Origin of the sequence: Nocardioides albus (assembly GCF_014648255.1) — a bacterium.
Classification (GTDB): domain Bacteria; phylum Actinomycetota; class Actinomycetes; order Propionibacteriales; family Nocardioidaceae; genus Nocardioides; species Nocardioides albus.
Genome location: NZ_BMQT01000016.1, coordinates 77,034 through 92,779 on the forward strand (window position 1 = coordinate 77,034; position 15,746 = coordinate 92,779).

At 70.1% G+C, this 15,746-nt stretch carries 17 protein-coding genes; 6 read left to right on the forward strand and 11 right to left on the reverse strand.

Annotation, left to right across the window (positions count from 1 at the left end):
- Nucleotides 1–53: 53 nt before the first annotated feature.
- Nucleotides 54–1,562: an alpha/beta hydrolase gene (locus IEY84_RS25600; protein WP_183551603.1), complete on the forward strand. Its 1,509-nt coding sequence runs from the start codon at nucleotides 54–56 to the stop codon at nucleotides 1,560–1,562.
- A gap of 132 nt (nucleotides 1,563–1,694) precedes the next feature.
- Nucleotides 1,695–3,545: a calcineurin-like phosphoesterase C-terminal domain-containing protein gene (locus IEY84_RS25605; protein WP_221209273.1), complete on the forward strand. Its 1,851-nt coding sequence runs from the start codon at nucleotides 1,695–1,697 to the stop codon at nucleotides 3,543–3,545.
- Between the two features lie 86 nt (nucleotides 3,546–3,631).
- Here IEY84_RS25605 and IEY84_RS25610 read toward each other — a convergent pair whose 3' ends face one another.
- On the reverse strand, nucleotides 3,632–4,300 hold the full coding sequence (locus IEY84_RS25610) for a response regulator transcription factor (protein WP_183551606.1): 669 nt from the start codon (nucleotides 4,298–4,300) through the stop codon (nucleotides 3,632–3,634).
- On the reverse strand, nucleotides 4,297–5,598 hold the full coding sequence (locus IEY84_RS25615; RefSeq protein WP_183551609.1) for a sensor histidine kinase: 1,302 nt from the start codon (nucleotides 5,596–5,598) through the stop codon (nucleotides 4,297–4,299). Before IEY84_RS25615 ends, IEY84_RS25610 begins: the two co-directional genes overlap by 4 nt.
- A 143-nt stretch (nucleotides 5,599–5,741) precedes the next feature.
- On the opposite strand from IEY84_RS25615, the gene IEY84_RS25620 reads away from it, so the two are divergent.
- On the forward strand, nucleotides 5,742–6,290 hold the full coding sequence (locus IEY84_RS25620; RefSeq protein ID WP_183551611.1) for a hypothetical protein: 549 nt from the start codon (nucleotides 5,742–5,744) through the stop codon (nucleotides 6,288–6,290).
- Nucleotides 6,291–6,294: 4 nt separating this feature from the next.
- Nucleotides 6,295–6,894 carry a hypothetical protein gene (locus tag IEY84_RS25625; RefSeq protein ID WP_183551613.1) on the forward strand — a complete coding sequence of 200 codons (600 nt, stop codon included), beginning with the start codon at nucleotides 6,295–6,297 and terminating at the stop codon, nucleotides 6,892–6,894.
- A gap of 40 nt (nucleotides 6,895–6,934) precedes the next feature.
- On the opposite strand, the gene IEY84_RS25630 is transcribed toward IEY84_RS25625, so the two are convergent.
- The 3 genes from IEY84_RS25630 to IEY84_RS25640 all read right to left on the reverse strand — a co-directional run bounded on the left by IEY84_RS25630 (nucleotide 6,935) and on the right by IEY84_RS25640 (nucleotide 9,441).
- A complete protein-coding gene (locus tag IEY84_RS25630; protein WP_183551615.1) occupies nucleotides 6,935–7,321 on the reverse strand; it encodes a hypothetical protein in 387 nt (128 codons plus the stop codon).
- Nucleotides 7,322–7,408: 87 nt separating this feature from the next.
- Nucleotides 7,409–8,230 (reverse strand): aldo/keto reductase, encoded by an 822-nt coding sequence (locus IEY84_RS25635; RefSeq protein WP_183551617.1) that lies wholly within the window; start codon nucleotides 8,228–8,230, stop codon nucleotides 7,409–7,411.
- Between the two features lie 32 nt (nucleotides 8,231–8,262).
- Nucleotides 8,263–9,441 (reverse strand): MFS transporter, encoded by a 1,179-nt coding sequence (locus IEY84_RS25640; RefSeq protein WP_183551619.1) that lies wholly within the window; start codon nucleotides 9,439–9,441, stop codon nucleotides 8,263–8,265.
- A gap of 140 nt (nucleotides 9,442–9,581) precedes the next feature.
- On the opposite strand from IEY84_RS25640, the gene IEY84_RS25645 reads away from it, so the two are divergent.
- Entirely contained in the window at nucleotides 9,582–10,034 is a 453-nt protein-coding gene (locus IEY84_RS25645; protein ID WP_160024973.1) for a MarR family winged helix-turn-helix transcriptional regulator, read from the forward strand.
- Between the two features lie 10 nt (nucleotides 10,035–10,044).
- Here the strand turns inward: IEY84_RS25645 and IEY84_RS25650 are convergent, their stop codons facing one another.
- From IEY84_RS25650 to IEY84_RS25660, 3 genes are read right to left on the reverse strand one after another with little or no spacing between them, the layout of a single operon-like run.
- Complete coding sequence (locus IEY84_RS25650) at nucleotides 10,045–10,653, reverse strand: response regulator transcription factor (RefSeq protein WP_183551621.1); 609 nt, start codon at nucleotides 10,651–10,653, stop codon at nucleotides 10,045–10,047.
- Entirely contained in the window at nucleotides 10,650–11,723 is a 1,074-nt protein-coding gene (locus IEY84_RS25655) for a sensor histidine kinase (protein WP_183551623.1), read from the reverse strand. Before IEY84_RS25655 ends, IEY84_RS25650 begins: the two co-directional genes overlap by 4 nt.
- Before the next feature lie 10 nt (nucleotides 11,724–11,733).
- On the reverse strand, nucleotides 11,734–12,141 hold the full coding sequence (locus tag IEY84_RS25660; protein WP_183551626.1) for a DUF6069 family protein: 408 nt from the start codon (nucleotides 12,139–12,141) through the stop codon (nucleotides 11,734–11,736).
- A gap of 127 nt (nucleotides 12,142–12,268) precedes the next feature.
- Between IEY84_RS25660 and IEY84_RS25665 the strand changes: the two genes are divergently transcribed.
- Nucleotides 12,269–12,922, forward strand: coding sequence for an NAD(P)H-binding protein (locus IEY84_RS25665; protein WP_183551629.1), 654 nt, complete (start codon nucleotides 12,269–12,271; stop codon nucleotides 12,920–12,922).
- A gap of 9 nt (nucleotides 12,923–12,931) precedes the next feature.
- Here IEY84_RS25665 and IEY84_RS25670 read toward each other — a convergent pair whose 3' ends face one another.
- The 3 genes from IEY84_RS25670 to IEY84_RS25680 form a co-directional block, all read right to left on the reverse strand.
- Nucleotides 12,932–13,450, reverse strand: coding sequence for a mycothiol transferase (locus IEY84_RS25670; RefSeq protein ID WP_183551632.1), 519 nt, complete (start codon nucleotides 13,448–13,450; stop codon nucleotides 12,932–12,934).
- 10 nt (nucleotides 13,451–13,460) lie between these two features.
- On the reverse strand, nucleotides 13,461–14,534 hold the full coding sequence (locus IEY84_RS25675) for an NAD(P)H-dependent flavin oxidoreductase (protein WP_229789013.1): 1,074 nt from the start codon (nucleotides 14,532–14,534) through the stop codon (nucleotides 13,461–13,463).
- Nucleotides 14,535–14,553: 19 nt separating this feature from the next.
- Nucleotides 14,554–15,746 (reverse strand): peroxidase family protein (locus IEY84_RS25680; RefSeq protein ID WP_189129325.1); only part of this gene is annotated, 1,193 nt, incomplete at its 5' end.

Below are 15,746 nucleotides of genomic sequence, written 5' to 3' on the forward strand. Positions count from 1 at the left end.
CCCCCCGATCAGCGAAGACTGAGACCGTCCCAGCATCACTCTCGGAGGAAGACATGAAACGCATTCTGGTTCCACTGACCGTCGCCGCCGCCTCGCTCGCGGCAGCGCTGATCCCTGGGGTCTCGGTGGCCGATCCAGCCTCGACGCAGACCCGATCGCCGGACACGATCGCGTGGGGGAAGTGCCCCGCGGAGATCTCCCCCGTGCCTATCCCGAAGGGCATGCAGTGCGGCACGCTGAAGGTCCCGCTGGACTACAGCGAACCCGACGGCCGCAAGATCGACATCGCGATCTCGCGGCTGGCGAGCACGAAGCCGGACGAGCGGCGCGGCATCCTGGTGACCAACCCTGGCGGCCCCGCCGCGGGAGAGAGCTACCCGGCCATGCTCGTCGCGACGGGGCTCCCCCAGAGTGTCCGGGACAGCTACGACGTGATCGGGTTCGACCCGCGTGGCATCGGCCGCAGCACGCCGGTGACCTGCGACCTCACCCCGGAACAGCAGCTCACCGGCAACATCCCGCCGTACGCGCTCGACGCCGCCGACGTGACCGAGCGAGCCGCCCAGAGCAAGCAGATCGCCCAGCAGTGCGCGACCTCCGAGACCGCCTGGATGCTGCCGCACGTCAGCCCCGCCAACACCGCGCGTGACATGGACCGGATCCGGGCCGCGCTGGGCGAGTCGAAGCTGTCCTACGCCGGCGCCTCCTGGGGAACTCACCTGGGCGCGGTCTACGCCACCATGTTCCCGCAGCGTGGCGACCGGATCGTGCTCGACAGCAACATGGGTCCGGGTGGCTGGGACTACGCCAGCGACCGGCTGTGGTCGCAGGGCGTCGAGGACACCTTCCCCGCCTTCGCGAGGTTCGCTGCTGCGAACCACCGCGAGTACGACCTGGGCACGACCCCGAGGCAGGTGCGAGCGAAGTTCTTCGAGCTCGCCGAGCAGCTGGAGAAGAAGCCGATCCAGACGCCGGACGGCCCCTTCGACCAGGTCGCGTTCCGGCTGGTGAACTTCGCGCTGCTCTACGGTCCGACGCAGCTGCCGCTGTTGGCCGACATCTGGAAGGCGGTCGACGCGAACCAGCCGCCGCCACCGCTGCCCGGAGGCGGCACCGTGACCGATGCCGAGAACCTCGTCTCCGGTCGCTACTACATGATCTGCAACGACTCGCGCTGGCCGAGGTCGGTCGCGACCTACCAGCGCAACGTCGCCGTCGACCGGATCCGGTATCCGCTGTTCGGCGCTGCCGGAGCCAACATCACGCCGTGCGCGTTCTGGCCGGATCCCGCCGAACCGCAGGTCCGGATCACCGACCGGGGACCGGCCAACGTACTGATGGTGCAGAACCTTCGCGACCCGGCGACACCGCTCGCGGGTGCGCGGGAGATGCGGAAGACACTGGGCCAGCGGGCCACCATGGTGACCGCCGACCAGAGCGGCCACGGCGTCTACCCGGGCGGCAGGAACCGCTGCGCGAACCACGCGGTGACGAGGTACCTGACCACGGGGGAACGGCCGACGCGCGACTACCACTGCTCGGCCGACGCCGCCCCTCGCTGAAGAAACGGCGCGGGAATACGCCTATCCGTCGCGACAGTGTTCGCGATCTGACGGACCGGGTTCATCCGGACACCCGAGAGTCATGGCTTGGCCGGTCACCGGGGCCGGCCAAGCCACCATCAGGAGTGTCCTGTGACGTCTTCGCCCCCATGTTCCGGACCGGCCCGCCGGCTCGTAGCACTCTCGCTCGCACTTCCTCTCTCGGCCGGCGCGCTGGCTGCTATCGGCGCCGCTCCGGCGTACGCCACTGCGCACGCCGCTGCGTCGCTCGCAACAGACGAGGCGACCGACACCGTCTGGGACCGGACCGCCTACCGCGGCGGCGTCCAGGTCGTCCCCGGCCCGGACGATGATCAGGGCACCCTCGACGGCAGCGTCTTCGTCGACATCGACCGCGACTCGGTGCAGGACCCGACCGAGCGCGGCGTAGGCGGAGTCACCGTCTCCAACGGCCGCGACGTGACCACGACCGACGCCCGGGGCGACTACGAGCTGCCCGCGTTCGACAACATGACCGCCTTCATCACCCAGCCGCGCGGCTACCAGGTGCCGGTCGACGAGGACAACGTCGCCCAGTTCCACTACACCCACCTGCCCGAAGGCTCGCCCCCGCTCGAGTACGGCGGCATCGCCCCGACGGGCCAGCTGCCCGACCAGGTCAACTTCCCGGTCGTGCAGAGCGCGTTGACCCAGTCGGCCGCCCAGGGCTGCGTGATCGGCGCCGACCCCCAGACGTACAACGTCAAGGAGGTCGGATACGCCCGCAACGGCACCTTCGACGACCTCGCCGAACGCGACGACTATGCCGGCTGCGGGGCGCTCTTCGTCGGCGACATCGTGGGCGACGACCTCTCCCTCTTCCCGCGTTCGCGCGACCTGACTTCGCTGCTCAACGGACCGGCCCGCTTCTTGCCTGGCAACCATGACCTCGACTTCGACACGCCGAACCGTGCGCACAGCTTCGACACCTTCCGCGCGAAGCTCGGCCCGACGTACTTCTCCTACGACGTCGGCAACGCGCACGTCGTGGCGCTCAGCTCGATCGACTACCCGATCAACCCGCCGCCGTCCCGCTCCTACGGCTACAGCCTCGACGCCACCCAGCTGGAGTGGCTGCGGCGAGACATCGCCGCGGTGCCGAAGAACAAGGTGATCGTCGTCGGGTCGCACAGCCCGCTGCTGGAGTACTGGTACAGCCCCTCGCACCGCACCAAGCAGCTCGCCGAGATCTACGAGATCCTCGAGGGCCGCGAGGTCGTCGCCGTCTCCGGCCACACCCACATGTCGGAGAACCTCCGCAAGGGCGACTTCGTCGCAGGCTGGGCCGACGTGCTCGACCCGGCCGAAGGTCTCCCCTTCACCCATCTCACCGTCGGCGCGATGTCGGGCCACTGGTACGGCGGCCGCGTGCTCGAGGACGGCTACCCGACCGCCATCATGCGCGACGGCACCCCGCCCGGCGTCCTCACGCTCGACATCCGCGGCCGCCAGGTGACCGAGCGGTACGCCGTCCGCGGCACCGACGGCAGCGACGGCAGCGACCAGATGGCTCTCGGCCTCAACACCCCGCGCTACCGCACCTGGTTCGAGGCCAACCGGCGCAACGTCGGGAAAGCACCGGTGCTCTCCGACCCGACGGTCGTCGGTCGCGACGAGCTCGGCTCCACCTGGCTGACCACGAACGTCTGGATGGGCTCGACCGGCTCGAGCGTCAAGGTCTCCCTCGATGGGCGGCCAGCGGTCGAGGCCGAGCGCACCCAGCCGCTGAGGGGCGAGCCGATCCGCAGCGGGGCCGAGTGGTCGGACCCCGCCGCCAACCTGGAGACGCTGCCCCATGGCGGCGGCCTGGTCGACCACCTGATGCACCTGTGGCGCCTCCCGCTGCCCGCCGACCTCGCCGCCGGCGAGCACGTCGCCACCGTCACCGCAACCGATGTCCACGGCCGTCGCCACACCGAGGAGCTGCGCTTCACCGTGCGGTGACCCGGCCGGCATGTGCAGCGAGCAGCGGCGCCTCGCGAGACCACACCCGCGGGGCGCCGCTGCTTCCGGGACCGCAGCAGCATCAGTCATCGGGGTCTGCGGTCGGGGCGGACCAGCCCACATTCGTAGGCGAGGACGACGATCTGGACACGGTCGCGCGCACCCAGCTTGCTCAGCAGACGACCGACGTGGGTCTTGATCGTGGCCTCGGACAGGAACAGCCGCTGGGCGATCTCGGTGTTCGACGCACCGGTGGCGACCTCGATGAGCACCTCGCGCTCCCGGCTGGTCAGGCGGGCAAGCTCGGGAGGCTCCCTCACGGGGCCGGGCAGGGTGGGCGCGACCTGGTCCAGCAGCCGCCGAGTAGTGGTCGGCGCGATGACCGCATCACCGCGATGCACTGTGCGGATGGCCTCCACCAGGACCTCGGCACGGGCACTCTTCAACAGGAAGCCGCTGGCTCCTGCCCGTAGGGCCGCAAAGGCGTGTTCGTCGCGGTCGAAGGTCGTGAGGACGATGACTCGCGACACCGGCGTCCGCTCCACGATCTGCGCGGTGGCGGCGATCCCATCCATCACCGGCATCCGTACGTCCATGAGGACCACATCGGGTCTGGTCCGCGCCACCACGTCGACCGCTTGCGCCCCATCGGCGGCCTCGCCAACGACTTCGAAGTCGTCCTGGGACTCCACGATCATGACGAGTCCGGCGCGGACCAGATCCTGGTCCTCGGCCAACACCACACGTACGGTCACTGGGCCTCCCCCACGGCTGCCGAAGCGAGCGTCGGAATCGTAGCGACCAGCTGGAACCCGTCCTCGCCGGCGGGTCCGGCATGCAGCGTCCCGTCGAGCAGGGCGAGCCGTTCCGCCATCCCGACCAGACCCCGGCCGCTACGCGGGGCGGTCACCACCGCATGCCCAGCGTGATTGCTCACCGAGATCGTCAGCTGGTCCGCCGTCCATCTCAGTGCCACTGTGGCGTCCGCATCAGGACCGGCATGTTTGAGCACGTTGGTGAGCGCTTCCTGCACAACCCGATAGGCGGCCAGCTCACCTGCCGATCCCAGCGGGCTCGCGGTGCCGTGCTCGGCATAGGTCACGGCAGGTCCGGAGGCTCGGACCTTCTCGATCAGCTCCGGGAGCACACGAAGGCTTGGCTGCGGTGCGGGATCATCCCGGGCAGCGTGCGGGTCGTGAAGCGCGTCGAGCAGACTGCGCATGTCCTGCATCGCCTCCTGCCCGGTTCGGGCCACCGTGTCCAACACCCGTGCGCCCGCCGCGGGGTCCCGAGCGGCCATCATCCGGCCGCCCTCTGCCTGGGTGACCATCACCGACAGCGAGTGGGCCACCACGTCGTGCATCTCGCGGGCGATCCTGACGCGCTCCTGGGCTGCCGCGGCAGCAGCGCTCTCGGCTCGGTGCTGTTCCTCACGGCGGGCTCGCTCCTCCAACGCCAGCACGTACTGTGCTCGCAGTCGCCGATACCTGCCCAGACCCCACGGGACCGCGATGGTTGCGACCACTCCGAGGATCAGGAACAGCTGCCAGCTCCGAACCGGGTCCTCGCTGCTGGCAAGGCCAGGCTGGGCGACCGTCAGGTAGTCGGCGCCCCACAGCCGCCAGGTCACGGCCCCGGCACCGACGCAGGCGACGCCCAGCGCCAACAGCGACTCTCGTGGAGAGCGCCAAGCGGCGATCGCGTACAGCAGCACCGGAAACAGCAGTGTGCTCGGCAGCAGGATCGGGTGGAATGCAAACCCATCGGTACGTCTCGTCATCTCAGGCAGCGCGACCAGCACCGCCATCACCGCACAAACCAGGAGGTACGCCACGCGCGGGCGCACCCGCCGCACCGCGACCGTCGCATGGGCGAGGCCGACGGCGGCGACGACCGCGACCCGGCCCGCGAGAGGCCAGGTGCTGTCCCACACTGTCGAGGCCGACGCCGGCAGCAACAGCAGAGCCAGAACCGCCGCGAACAGAAGGTCCACCAACCAGGGTTTCTCACGGCCGTTGTCACCAGACGATGACCAGCCGCGTTGCAAGCTCACCGACCTATGGTAGGGCGGCGCCCGGCACTCGGCTCCACGGCGCGACTTGAGGCGGACTGCCTTCATCCCACAGGTTGACGACGGTGTCCGACGCGAACGAAAGACTCGTGTCTCGTCCACCAAGCCAACCGAAAAGAAGGCTCATGCAGAAGACCCTGAGGATGCCAGCACGGTTGCTGGTCTGCGCCAGCATCGGGGCGGCCCTTGCGCTCGCAGCCGGCGCAGGAGCGGTCGCCGTCCCAGCCGATCCCCCGACCGCCGCCGACCAGATCACCGTGGATGGGACAGGTGGCGGCACCCTTCAGCTCCCCAGCTACAGGGGCGACACCGTCAGCTTCCGTGTACATGCCACCACGGACGCCGACACCCCGTGGGCCGCGCAGGGGTCGATCGCCGTCACCCACGTCCGCCCGGACGGGACTGTCCTGGCTGACTTCACTGTCGCTGTGGACTGCCTCATGGCCGGCGACGATGTCGCCGTGATCTCAGGCAAGATCACCAGAGGTGGCGCACCCGGCCTTCCGGGCGACGAGATGGGGCACCAGATCGGCATCACGGTTGCTGACCACGGACGCCGCGACCACCTCGGCTGGAGCTGGTACGTCATGGGATTCCTGGACACCCGGCCGTGCACCAGCACCGCACCGTTCTTCCCGACCACTGCGGGCAACTTCCGCGTCGAGGGGCCGTGAACTCATGTCATCGACTACTTCGCTCGACAGATCTCCGGCCTTCGCTCCGCCCGCAAGCGGCGTGACCGTCGTCGGTCTGATCATGGCCGTGTGGTGCGCCGGGTTCGCTGCGATCAGCATCTGGTTCGAGGTCACCGACTACTTCGGCACCGGGGAGTATGCCGACCACGCCTCAGGACTCTCTGTCGTCAACTGGATCGTGACCGCGATCAAGATGGTTGGAGCCACGGTGGCGCTGTTGGCCATCGCGCGCCGACCAAGGCTCGTGACGCCGAGGACGGTGGGAACGTTGCTCTGGGCCGCGTTCGCGACGACCACTGTCTACGTGCTCGGCAGTCTCCTGCAGGCGGCACTGATGCTGGCCGGGCTGTCAGGCGACGCCGAAGGGATCACAGGTGCGTCCGTCGCGTACGTGCTTCTGTTCATCGTCGCGGCCGCCGGGTTCGGCGTCCTGGCATTCTCCTATGCTCGCCGGGCCGAGCTCGGTAGGCGCGAGATGTTGCTGGGCGCCTTCGGGGCACCGGTCGTGCTGGGTGGTGTCCTTGTCGTCGTTCCCACGATCCTGGCGGCAGCAGGACTGCTTCCGGTGAGCGGTCAGGGATGAGGGTCGCGGTCATCGGCGGGCAGGGCGCCTTACCGGCCGCTCAGCCGTCCTGACGCAGGTCGCCCTCGGCCCGGGGCGGGATGTGGGCCAGAGCGGTCTGGACGAGCGTGACCCGGGTCTTGACCACGACGGCGCGGCGGAGGCGGCCGATGTCGTCGCCGAGCTGCCGCTCGACTGACTCGCGGATCTCCTGCTCGGTGAAGGTCGGGCGACCGCCGACCGGCACCTCGACGTCGGGGAGGTCGGTGAGCACGGGGAAGATCTGGGTGCCGATCCCGTCCAGCAGCTTGAAGCGCTTGAAGCGGTCCATCTCGTCCCAGGTCTGGTCGATGTCCGCCCCGCGCTTGCGTCCGCGCCTGCTGGACGCCAGCACCGTCTTCGCCGCTCCCGTCAGGGCCACGGTGAGCTCGTGCTCGGTAAGTCGCATGAGGGATAGCATGCCTCGAACCGCTCCCGAGATCGCCGGTGGGCTGATCACCGATCGATAACATCGGACGACGCCGGCGGCCGGAGGTCAGGCGGCGTTGAACGTCGCCGGGTCCGGACCGGTGCGACCCTCGCTCTCCAGAGCGTCGATCGCGGCCAGGTCGGCGTCTGCGAGGTCAAAGCCGAGCACGTCGAGGTTCTGCGCGATCCGCGCCGGGGTGACCGACTTGGGGATCACGATCCGGCCCTGCTGAAGATGCCAGCGCAGGATCACCTGGGCAGGAGTCCGGCCGAGGCGGTCTGCGACCGTGGTGATGACCGGCTCCTGGAGCATGGCGCCCTGGGCGAGCGGGCTCCACGCCTCGGTGGCGATCCCGAGCCCGTCGTTCGCGGCGACCGTGGCTCGCTGTTGCAGCGCCGGGTGCAGCTCGATCTGGTTGACGGCCGGCACCGTGCCGCCGAGCGCGACAATCCGGTCGAGGTGCTCGGGCAGGAAGTTGGACACACCGATCGCGCGGACCCGGCCCGCGGCGTACAGCTCCTCGAGGCCCTGCCAGGCGCCGAGGTAAAGGTCCCGGGCGGGAGTGGGCCAATGGATCAGGTAGAGGTCGACGTGGTCGAGACCGAGGAGCTCGAGGCTCTTCTCGTACGCCTCGACCGGCCGCTCGTGGTCGGAGCTCCAGAGCTTGGTGGTGATGAAGAGCTCCTCGCGGGCGATGCCCGACTTCGCGAGCGCGTGGCCGACGCCGGCCTCGTTGCCGTAGACCGCGGCGGTGTCGATACTGCGGTAACCGGCCTCGAGCGCCGCGGTCACGGCTGCCTCGGTCTCGTCGTTCGGCACCTGGAAGACGCCGAAGCCGAGCTGCGGCATCGCGACGCCGTTGTTCAGGGTGATGGTCGGGATGGTCATGAGACTTCCTTCTCTCTGAGATGGGTTGAGGTTCAGGCAGGGACGGGAACAGCCGTACGCCGCTCGCCCCCGGGCGCACGGACAGCGACCAGCAGAACGAGCAGACCGAGCGCGGTGACTCCGGCGCCCGCCCACAGCGGCGAGGTGTAGCCGAACCCGGCCGCGAGGGTCACCCCGCCGATCCAGGCGCCCAGCGCGTTGCCGAGGTTGAAGGCGCCGATGTTCGCGCCGGAGGCGAGGGTGGGGGCCCGGTCGGCGTACCCCATCACCCGCATCTGCAGGGCCGGCACCGTGCCGAAGCCGACCGCGCCCATCAGGACGAGGGCGATGATCGTCAGCACCTGGCTGCTGGCGACGAGGGCGAAGGCGGCGAGGACGACCGTCAGGGCACTCAGCAGCACACCGAGGGTCTTCACCACGTCCCGATCGGCGGCCCGGGCGCCCACGATGTTGCCGACGAAGAGGCCGACGCCGAAGAGGACGAGCAGCCACGGCACCGCGCCCGCGGAGAAGCCGCTGACCTCGGTCAGGGTGAAGGCGATGTAGGTGAACCCGCCGAACATGCCGCCGAAGCCGAGGACGGTCAGGGCGATCGAGAGCCAGACCTGAGGGTTGGCGAAGGCGGCCAGCTCGGTGCGTACGGCCGGGACCGCCTCGCTGCGGCCGGTGTGAGCAGGGACCAGGAGGGAGATGCCGATGAAGGCAATGATGCCGATGACGGTGATCGCCCAGAAGGTCGAGCGCCAGCCAGCGGCCTGGCCGAGCAGGGTGCCGAGAGGTACGCCGAGGACGTTGGCCAGGGTGAGGCCACCGAACATGAAGGCAATCGCGCTGCCTTTGCGGTCGGGGGCGACCAGCTGGGCGGCGACGACGGCGCCGATGCCGAAGAAAGCGCCGTGGCACAGGGCGGCGACGATCCGGCCGACCATCATCGTGGCGTAGTCGGGCGACATCGCGGAGATCAGGTTGCCGAGGATGAACAGCACCATCAGGCCGAGCAGGGCGAGCTTGCGGGGCACCCGGGTGAGCAGGAGGGTCAGGCCGACGGCGCCGATCGCGACGCTGAGGGCGTAGCCGGAGATGAGGTAGCCGGCGGTGGTCTCGCTGACCCCGAAGTCGGTGGAGACCTCGGGCAGCAGGCCCATGATGACGAACTCGGTGAGGCCGATGCCGAACCCTCCGATCGCGAGGGCTAGCAGTGCGACGGGCATGGATGACTCCTGAACGTGGACGGGTTGCGTCTGTCGATAGTCCGCGTGCGCAGTAGTTGCACACGCTTCGTATTTATAGTTGCACGCGCGCACTATCCGCGCAACTCGGGTATGCTGGAGGCGTCCACGAAGGAGGACCCATGGGAATCGCTGATGACGCCGTCGAGATCCGCGCGCAGGGCTGGCGCACGCTGGCAGCCGTGCACGGACTGATCGAGGCCGCGCTCGAGAAGGCGCTGCAGCGCGAGCACGGGCTGTCGGTCGTCGAGTTCACCGTGCTCGACGCGCTCAGCCGCCAGGACGGGTGGCACATGCGCATGCAGCAGCTGGCCCGCGCGGCGGCCCTCTCCTCCTCGGCCACGACCCGCCTGGTCACCCGCCTGGAGAACCGCGACCTCCTCACCCGGATCCTGTGCGCCGACGACCGCCGCGGGATCTACACCGAGCTCACGCCCGCCGGGCGGGCGCTGCTGAAGAAGGCCCGACCGCTGCACGACGAGGTGCTGCGTACGGCGCTGGACGAGGCCGCCGAGATCCCCGAGCTCGCGCCGCTCGTGCATGCGCTCGGGTCGCTGTCACCGGCACCTGCCTGATCGCGCAGTCTCAGGCGAGCCAGCCGTTGCGTCGCGCGGTGAGGGCGGCCTCGGTCTTGTTGCGGGTGCCGGTCTTGCCGATCGCGGCGGAGAGATAGTTGCGCACCGTGCTCGGGGAGAGGAACAGCCGGCCGGCGATGTCGGCGATGCTCGACCCGTTCTCGGAGGCGGCGAGCACGTCACGCTCGCGCGCGGTGAGTGGATTGGGAGCGGCCCTCAGCGTCGCCGCGGCCAACGCAGGGTCGAGGACCGTCTCGCCGCGCAGAACCCGGCGGATCGCGTCGGCCAGCTCCTCGACCGGCCCGTCCTTGGCCAGGAAGCCGACCGCGCCCGCGGCCATCGCCTCGCGCACGTAGCCGGGCCGGGAGAACGTCGTCAGGATCATCACCCGGCACTCCGGGATCTGCTCGGCCAGCTCGCGCGCGGCCTCGAGACCGCTGATGCCGGGCAGCTCGATGTCGAGCAGGGCCACGTCGGGGCGGACCTCGAGCGCCGTCGGCACGATCTCGGTGCCGGTGCCGACCTGGGCGACCACCTCGATGTCGCCCTCGAGCCCCAGCAGCACGGCGAGCGCGCCACGCATCATCGCCTGGTCCTCGGCGAGCAGGATCCGGATCACGACGCCGGCACCCTCGCCTCGAGACGGAACCCGTCGGCGCCAGGACGTACGTCGAGGCGACCGTCGACCGCTCGCAGCCGCTGCCGTAGACCCTCGATCCCACCGGACCTCTCCGCCGGGCCGGCCGGGACCGCCGGGCCGCCGACCCCGTCGTCGACCACAGCGAGCCGGAACTGGCCGCCGTCCTCGGTGAGCTCGAAGCGGCAGCTGGCCGCCCCGGAGTGGCGGAGTACGTTCGTGGCGCCCTCGCGCACGACCCAGGCGAGCGCCTGGCCGGCGATGTCGGGCACCTCGGCCGGGGCAGCGGCCACCGACGTACGGATCCCGGCGGCGTCGAGGGCGCGACGTGCGCCGTCGAGCTCCTCGGCCAGGGAGAGGGTCTTCATCTGGTCGACGGCGGCCCGCACGTCGGCCAGGGCGGCACGTCCGACCTCCTCGATGTCGGCCGCGTGCGCAGCGGCGGCCTCCGGGTCTCGGGCCGCGAGGCGGCGTACGGCCTCGGCCTTCACGACCATCACGCTCAGCGTGTGGCCGAGCAGGTCGTGGAGGTCGCGCGACATCCGGGCACGCTCCTCGGCCACGGCCGTCCGGGCCAGCTCCTCGCGGGTGCGGCGAAGCTGGTCGACGGTCTCGATGAGGCGCAAGAAGGAGGTCGTGGTGAGACCACTGAGAAGGATCCCGCCGACGCTGAGCAGATAACCGCTTCCGACACCCTCGATGACCGCGATCGAGACCGCGGCACCGGCCGTGGCTGCGGCGATCGCGATCAGCAGGCGCCAACCCCGCAGCACCGCCGGCGAGACGATGGCCAGCACTCCCCACACCGTCTGCCAGCCCTCTCCCTGCATCGCAGCGAGCAAGGTCAGGACGACAAGCGCAGTCAGCAGAACTGCGACGCGACCGGTGAGCACGAGGGCTACCGCGGCTGCGGCGAGCGCGAGCACGAGAACCACTTGGCCGGCGGCCGTCATCACATCGCCGGAGAGGTTGAGCAGCGGGAAGAGCAGCAGCACCGGGAGCCACACCAGCACCCCGCCGTAGCGCTGGAGGTTGCACCTCAGGCCGGACACGGTCATCACCCTACCGGCGCCGCAGGCCGACGATGACCACAACGGCGACGACGACGTGCAGGCTCACGAGCCCCAGCCCAGCAGCTACGGTGAGCGCGCTGGTCGGCGTGATCAGCGAGAGCACCGCGATCCCCACCGCGAGCATCGTCCACCGCCTGGTCGCCCGCTCCGAGCGACCCTGCCACCACCGCAGCAGCACCCCACCGATCATCGCGATCACCAGACTGCTGACGATCACCGAGCCGATCGTGATCTGCTGCGTGCTAGCCCCCGACTTCACCTCCAGATCCACCCCTCCGACCTGGGTCCACAGGAGCCATACGACTGTCGCCGTCCCGGCCGCGATCGCCGCGACCGTCACGACCCGCCCCCAGCGGACCTGGCTTCGCCGGGCGGTCTCGTTCGTCACCGTTGTCATGTCTGTCTCCGTCTCCACCACCCACCATGGGTGGTGTCTCCAGACTCGCGCCAGCAGGCCCGTGCGCGTCAGATCTGATTGTCCGGACCAGGCCGTGACAATTGTCAGAGGTGCCTAGGGTGGAGGCATGCGCATCGCCATCGTCGGCGGCCACGGCAAGGTCGCCCTGCACCTCCATCCGATCCTCTCCGCCGCGGGCCACACCCCGGTCGCGCTCGTACGCAGCGAGGGCTACCGAGCCGAGCTCGAGTCCCTCGGGGCCGAGGTCGGCCTGCTCGACATCGAGAACCAGGACGCCGACGGGTTCGCCGCTGCGTTCGCCGGCTGTGACGCGGTCGTCTTCGCCGCCGGCGGCGGCCCCGACGGCAACAAGGAGCGCAAGCGCACCGTCGACCTGGAGGGCTCGACCAAGTCGATCGCCGGCGCGAAGGCAGCCGGCATCCGCCGCTTCGTACAGGTCTCGGCGATCAGCGTCGACGAGCCCGTCCCGGCCGACGCCGGCGAGGTGTGGAAGGCCTACGTCGAGGCCAAGCGCGACGCCGACATCGCCCTGCGTGACAGCGACCTCGACTGGACCATCCTGCGCCCCGGCGGGCTCACCGACGAGCCCGCGACCGGACGGGTGAAGCTGGCCGAGAAGCTGGAGCGCGACACCATCCCGCGTGCCGACGTGGCCGCCGTGATCGCTGCGGTGATCGACGACGAGGCCACGGTCGGCAAGCAGTGGGAGCTGGTCTCCGGCGACGCGACGGTCGACGAGGCCATCGCCGCGGTTCTCTGACCCGAGCCCTCAGCGAAGAGCGAGGAGCCCCTTGACGTACGCCGCCTGGCCGATGTGCCGGGCGGCGTCGTCGACGACGCTGACCAGCCTCACCGCCGCGGTCACCGGCGGGTCCCAGCCCTCGTCGATGACGCGGGCGAGGTCGTCCTCGCTCAGCCCGTCGACCAGCTCGGTCGTGGCCCTGTGGACGGCCTGGTAGTAGCCGGTCAGCAGCGTCGGGTCCTCCAGCCGGAACGCAGCGACCTCCTCGGCGCTCTGCCCGTACCCCATCGCGCCGGGTTCATAGGGCAGAGCGAACCGCTCCACCCAGCCGTCCCGCATCCACACCTCGTCGGCGCCGGCGAGCGGCGCGATCTGGGCGTCCTCCATCCGGGCGGTGTGCCACAGGGTCCAGGCGATCGAGTTCGCCCCGTCGTACGGACGCCACAGCAGGTCGTCGGTCGAGAGCCCGTGGACGATCTCGGGAAGGCTCTCAGCGGTCCGGTCGAAGCCGTCCGCGAGCAGTCGTTGGAACCAAGGTGCGCTCATGCCCTCCGTTCTACACCGTGCCCGGGAGGAGCGCGCGGGCCTCGCTCCACATCCGGGTCATGATGTCGGCGGCCGGTTCGGCCGCCGCGCGTGCGGCGGCCTGGCCCGCCCAGTGGTTGGCGCGGTCCATGGGCACCTCGGCGGCGGGGTCGGGCGTCCCTTTGCGCCATCTCGCGACCAGCGCACGCTGGTGCGGATAGGGCGCGGGCGACGGAGCTCCCGGCGCGTCCCAGGAGCGTACGTAGGGGGTCGGGGCAGCACGTCCGAGTCGGCCGGAGTAGGCCCGGGTGGCGACCGTCTCCTCCGGCTCGAGCCCGGTCAGCGACTCCGCCCAAACCTCGGCGATCCCGGTCTCCGGTGAACGCAGCAGCGCGGTGCCGACCTGGACCGCGCTCGCGCCGAGGGTCAGCGCCGCGGCGACGGCACGCCCGTCGGCGATCGCCCCGGTGGCGATGACGGGCACGTCCACCCCGTCGACGATGTGCGGCAGCAGCGCGAACAGCCCCACCGTCGTACGCTCCGCAGTCTCCGCCTCGAAGACCCCGCGGTGCCCGCCGGCCTCGAGCCCCTGGGCCACGATGGCGTCCGCACCCGCCGCCTCGGCGGCCCGCGCCTCCGCCAGGGTGGTGGCACACGCGAACCAGGCGATCCCGGCGGCATGCAAGCGCTCGACGTAGTCCGGCGTGAAGAGCCCCATGATCGAGGAGACGACCCGCGGCCGGGCGGCGAGCATCGCCTCGCACTGCTCCTCGATTCGCGGCGCGGGAGGCTGCCCGGAGCCGGGCGTACCGAACCCGCTCAGGAACTCCTCCGCGGCCGAGATCCCCGCCGGATCGTCGACCACCGGGTCGGGGATCCAGATGTTCAGCTGGAACGGCCCCGCCGATCGCGACCGGAACTCGGCCGCCCACTCTGCGATCCGCTCCGGCGAGTCGAGCACGACCCCCGATGCCCCCATCCCGCCCGCGTCGACGACCGCAGCCGCCAGCGCGGGCGGGCAGGCACCCGCCATCGGCGCCTGAAGGATCGGCATCGTGAGGCCGTACGCCTCGCAGAACTCCTGAGCACGTCGTCGCGCAGTCACGCCGGCCACGTTAGCGCGATCAGGTTGTCCCCAATCCGTGGCCGGCCACGTTGAGCAGGTCCACCATCGTGAACTCGCCGGGTGTGGCCGACGGGAGCGTCGGTCGCCACGCGGGATCGTTGCGCAGGTAGGAGGTCGGATCCATGGCGAGCAGACCGAGGAACACCTCAGCCACGATGCGACCACCGACCGGCCCCAGGTGTCGTCCACCGGCGAGCAGCTCGGCCTCCTTGAGGATGTAGAACCACAGCGGCGCGGGACCGCCACCGGGCAGCCCCAGCTCGTCCCCGATCGGCCTGATCCCCATCTTTCGCGCCACTGCCCGTCCCGACGGCAGCCCCATGCGAGCGCCACGGGTCAGGTTGCGCATCACGATCGAGCTGGGGTCCGCTGCGATCTCGGGAGGGAGGTCGATCATCGGCGGCACCACCTGGGTGTCGATGGCCCGGGTGACCTGAGGCTGCACACCACCGGCCCCGTCGAGGTCGAAGAACCGGTTCCACTCGATCGTCCAGAACGGCGGCAGGACCCGGAACCCGACGAAGTGCTTCAGCCGCAGGTCCTCCCCCGGAGTCGTCGCCTTGGTGAAGATCGGCAGCGGCGGGACGGTGGTGTTGAGCTTGTAGCGACCCCGCACCTGCGAGTGCCCGAAGCGGTAGGCCGCGACCGAGAACTCGACCGGCATGAACGCCTTCCCCGACTTCGCCTCGTAGTGCTCGAGCCGAAGCCTCGGAACCGTGCCGGTCTCGTCGAGCACGTCGCCGAGCATCGCCTGCCCGACCGTACGCTTCAAGAAGTCGTGCACGACCAGCCACTGATAGTGCCAGCGGACCGTGCGCTGCGCCGCCTCGAACACCGTCTCGCTGCCGTGCTGCATCCGCGGGTCGGCGAGCACCATGTCCATGACGGCGTTGTGGAACTTCAGCATGGTCAGCTGCAGCTGGCTGATGAAGGTGTTCTCGTCGTTGCGCGGATCTCCGACGATCGCGGTGTCCTGCGAGTTGCGCGGCAGGTCGTCCTCGTTGTCGTGGCGGCCGACGAGGAGGTAGCCGGCACGGCCCGGCGCGTTGTCGTACATGAATGCGTCATCGGACGGGCCTCGGCCATAGACGTTGTCGAGGTCGAAAGCCGGGGAACGGAAGCTGGTTGATTCGCCCTGGGTTTCGTTCCGTGATCTTTGACAGGATTGGGAACGATGCCGAAGAAGTACTC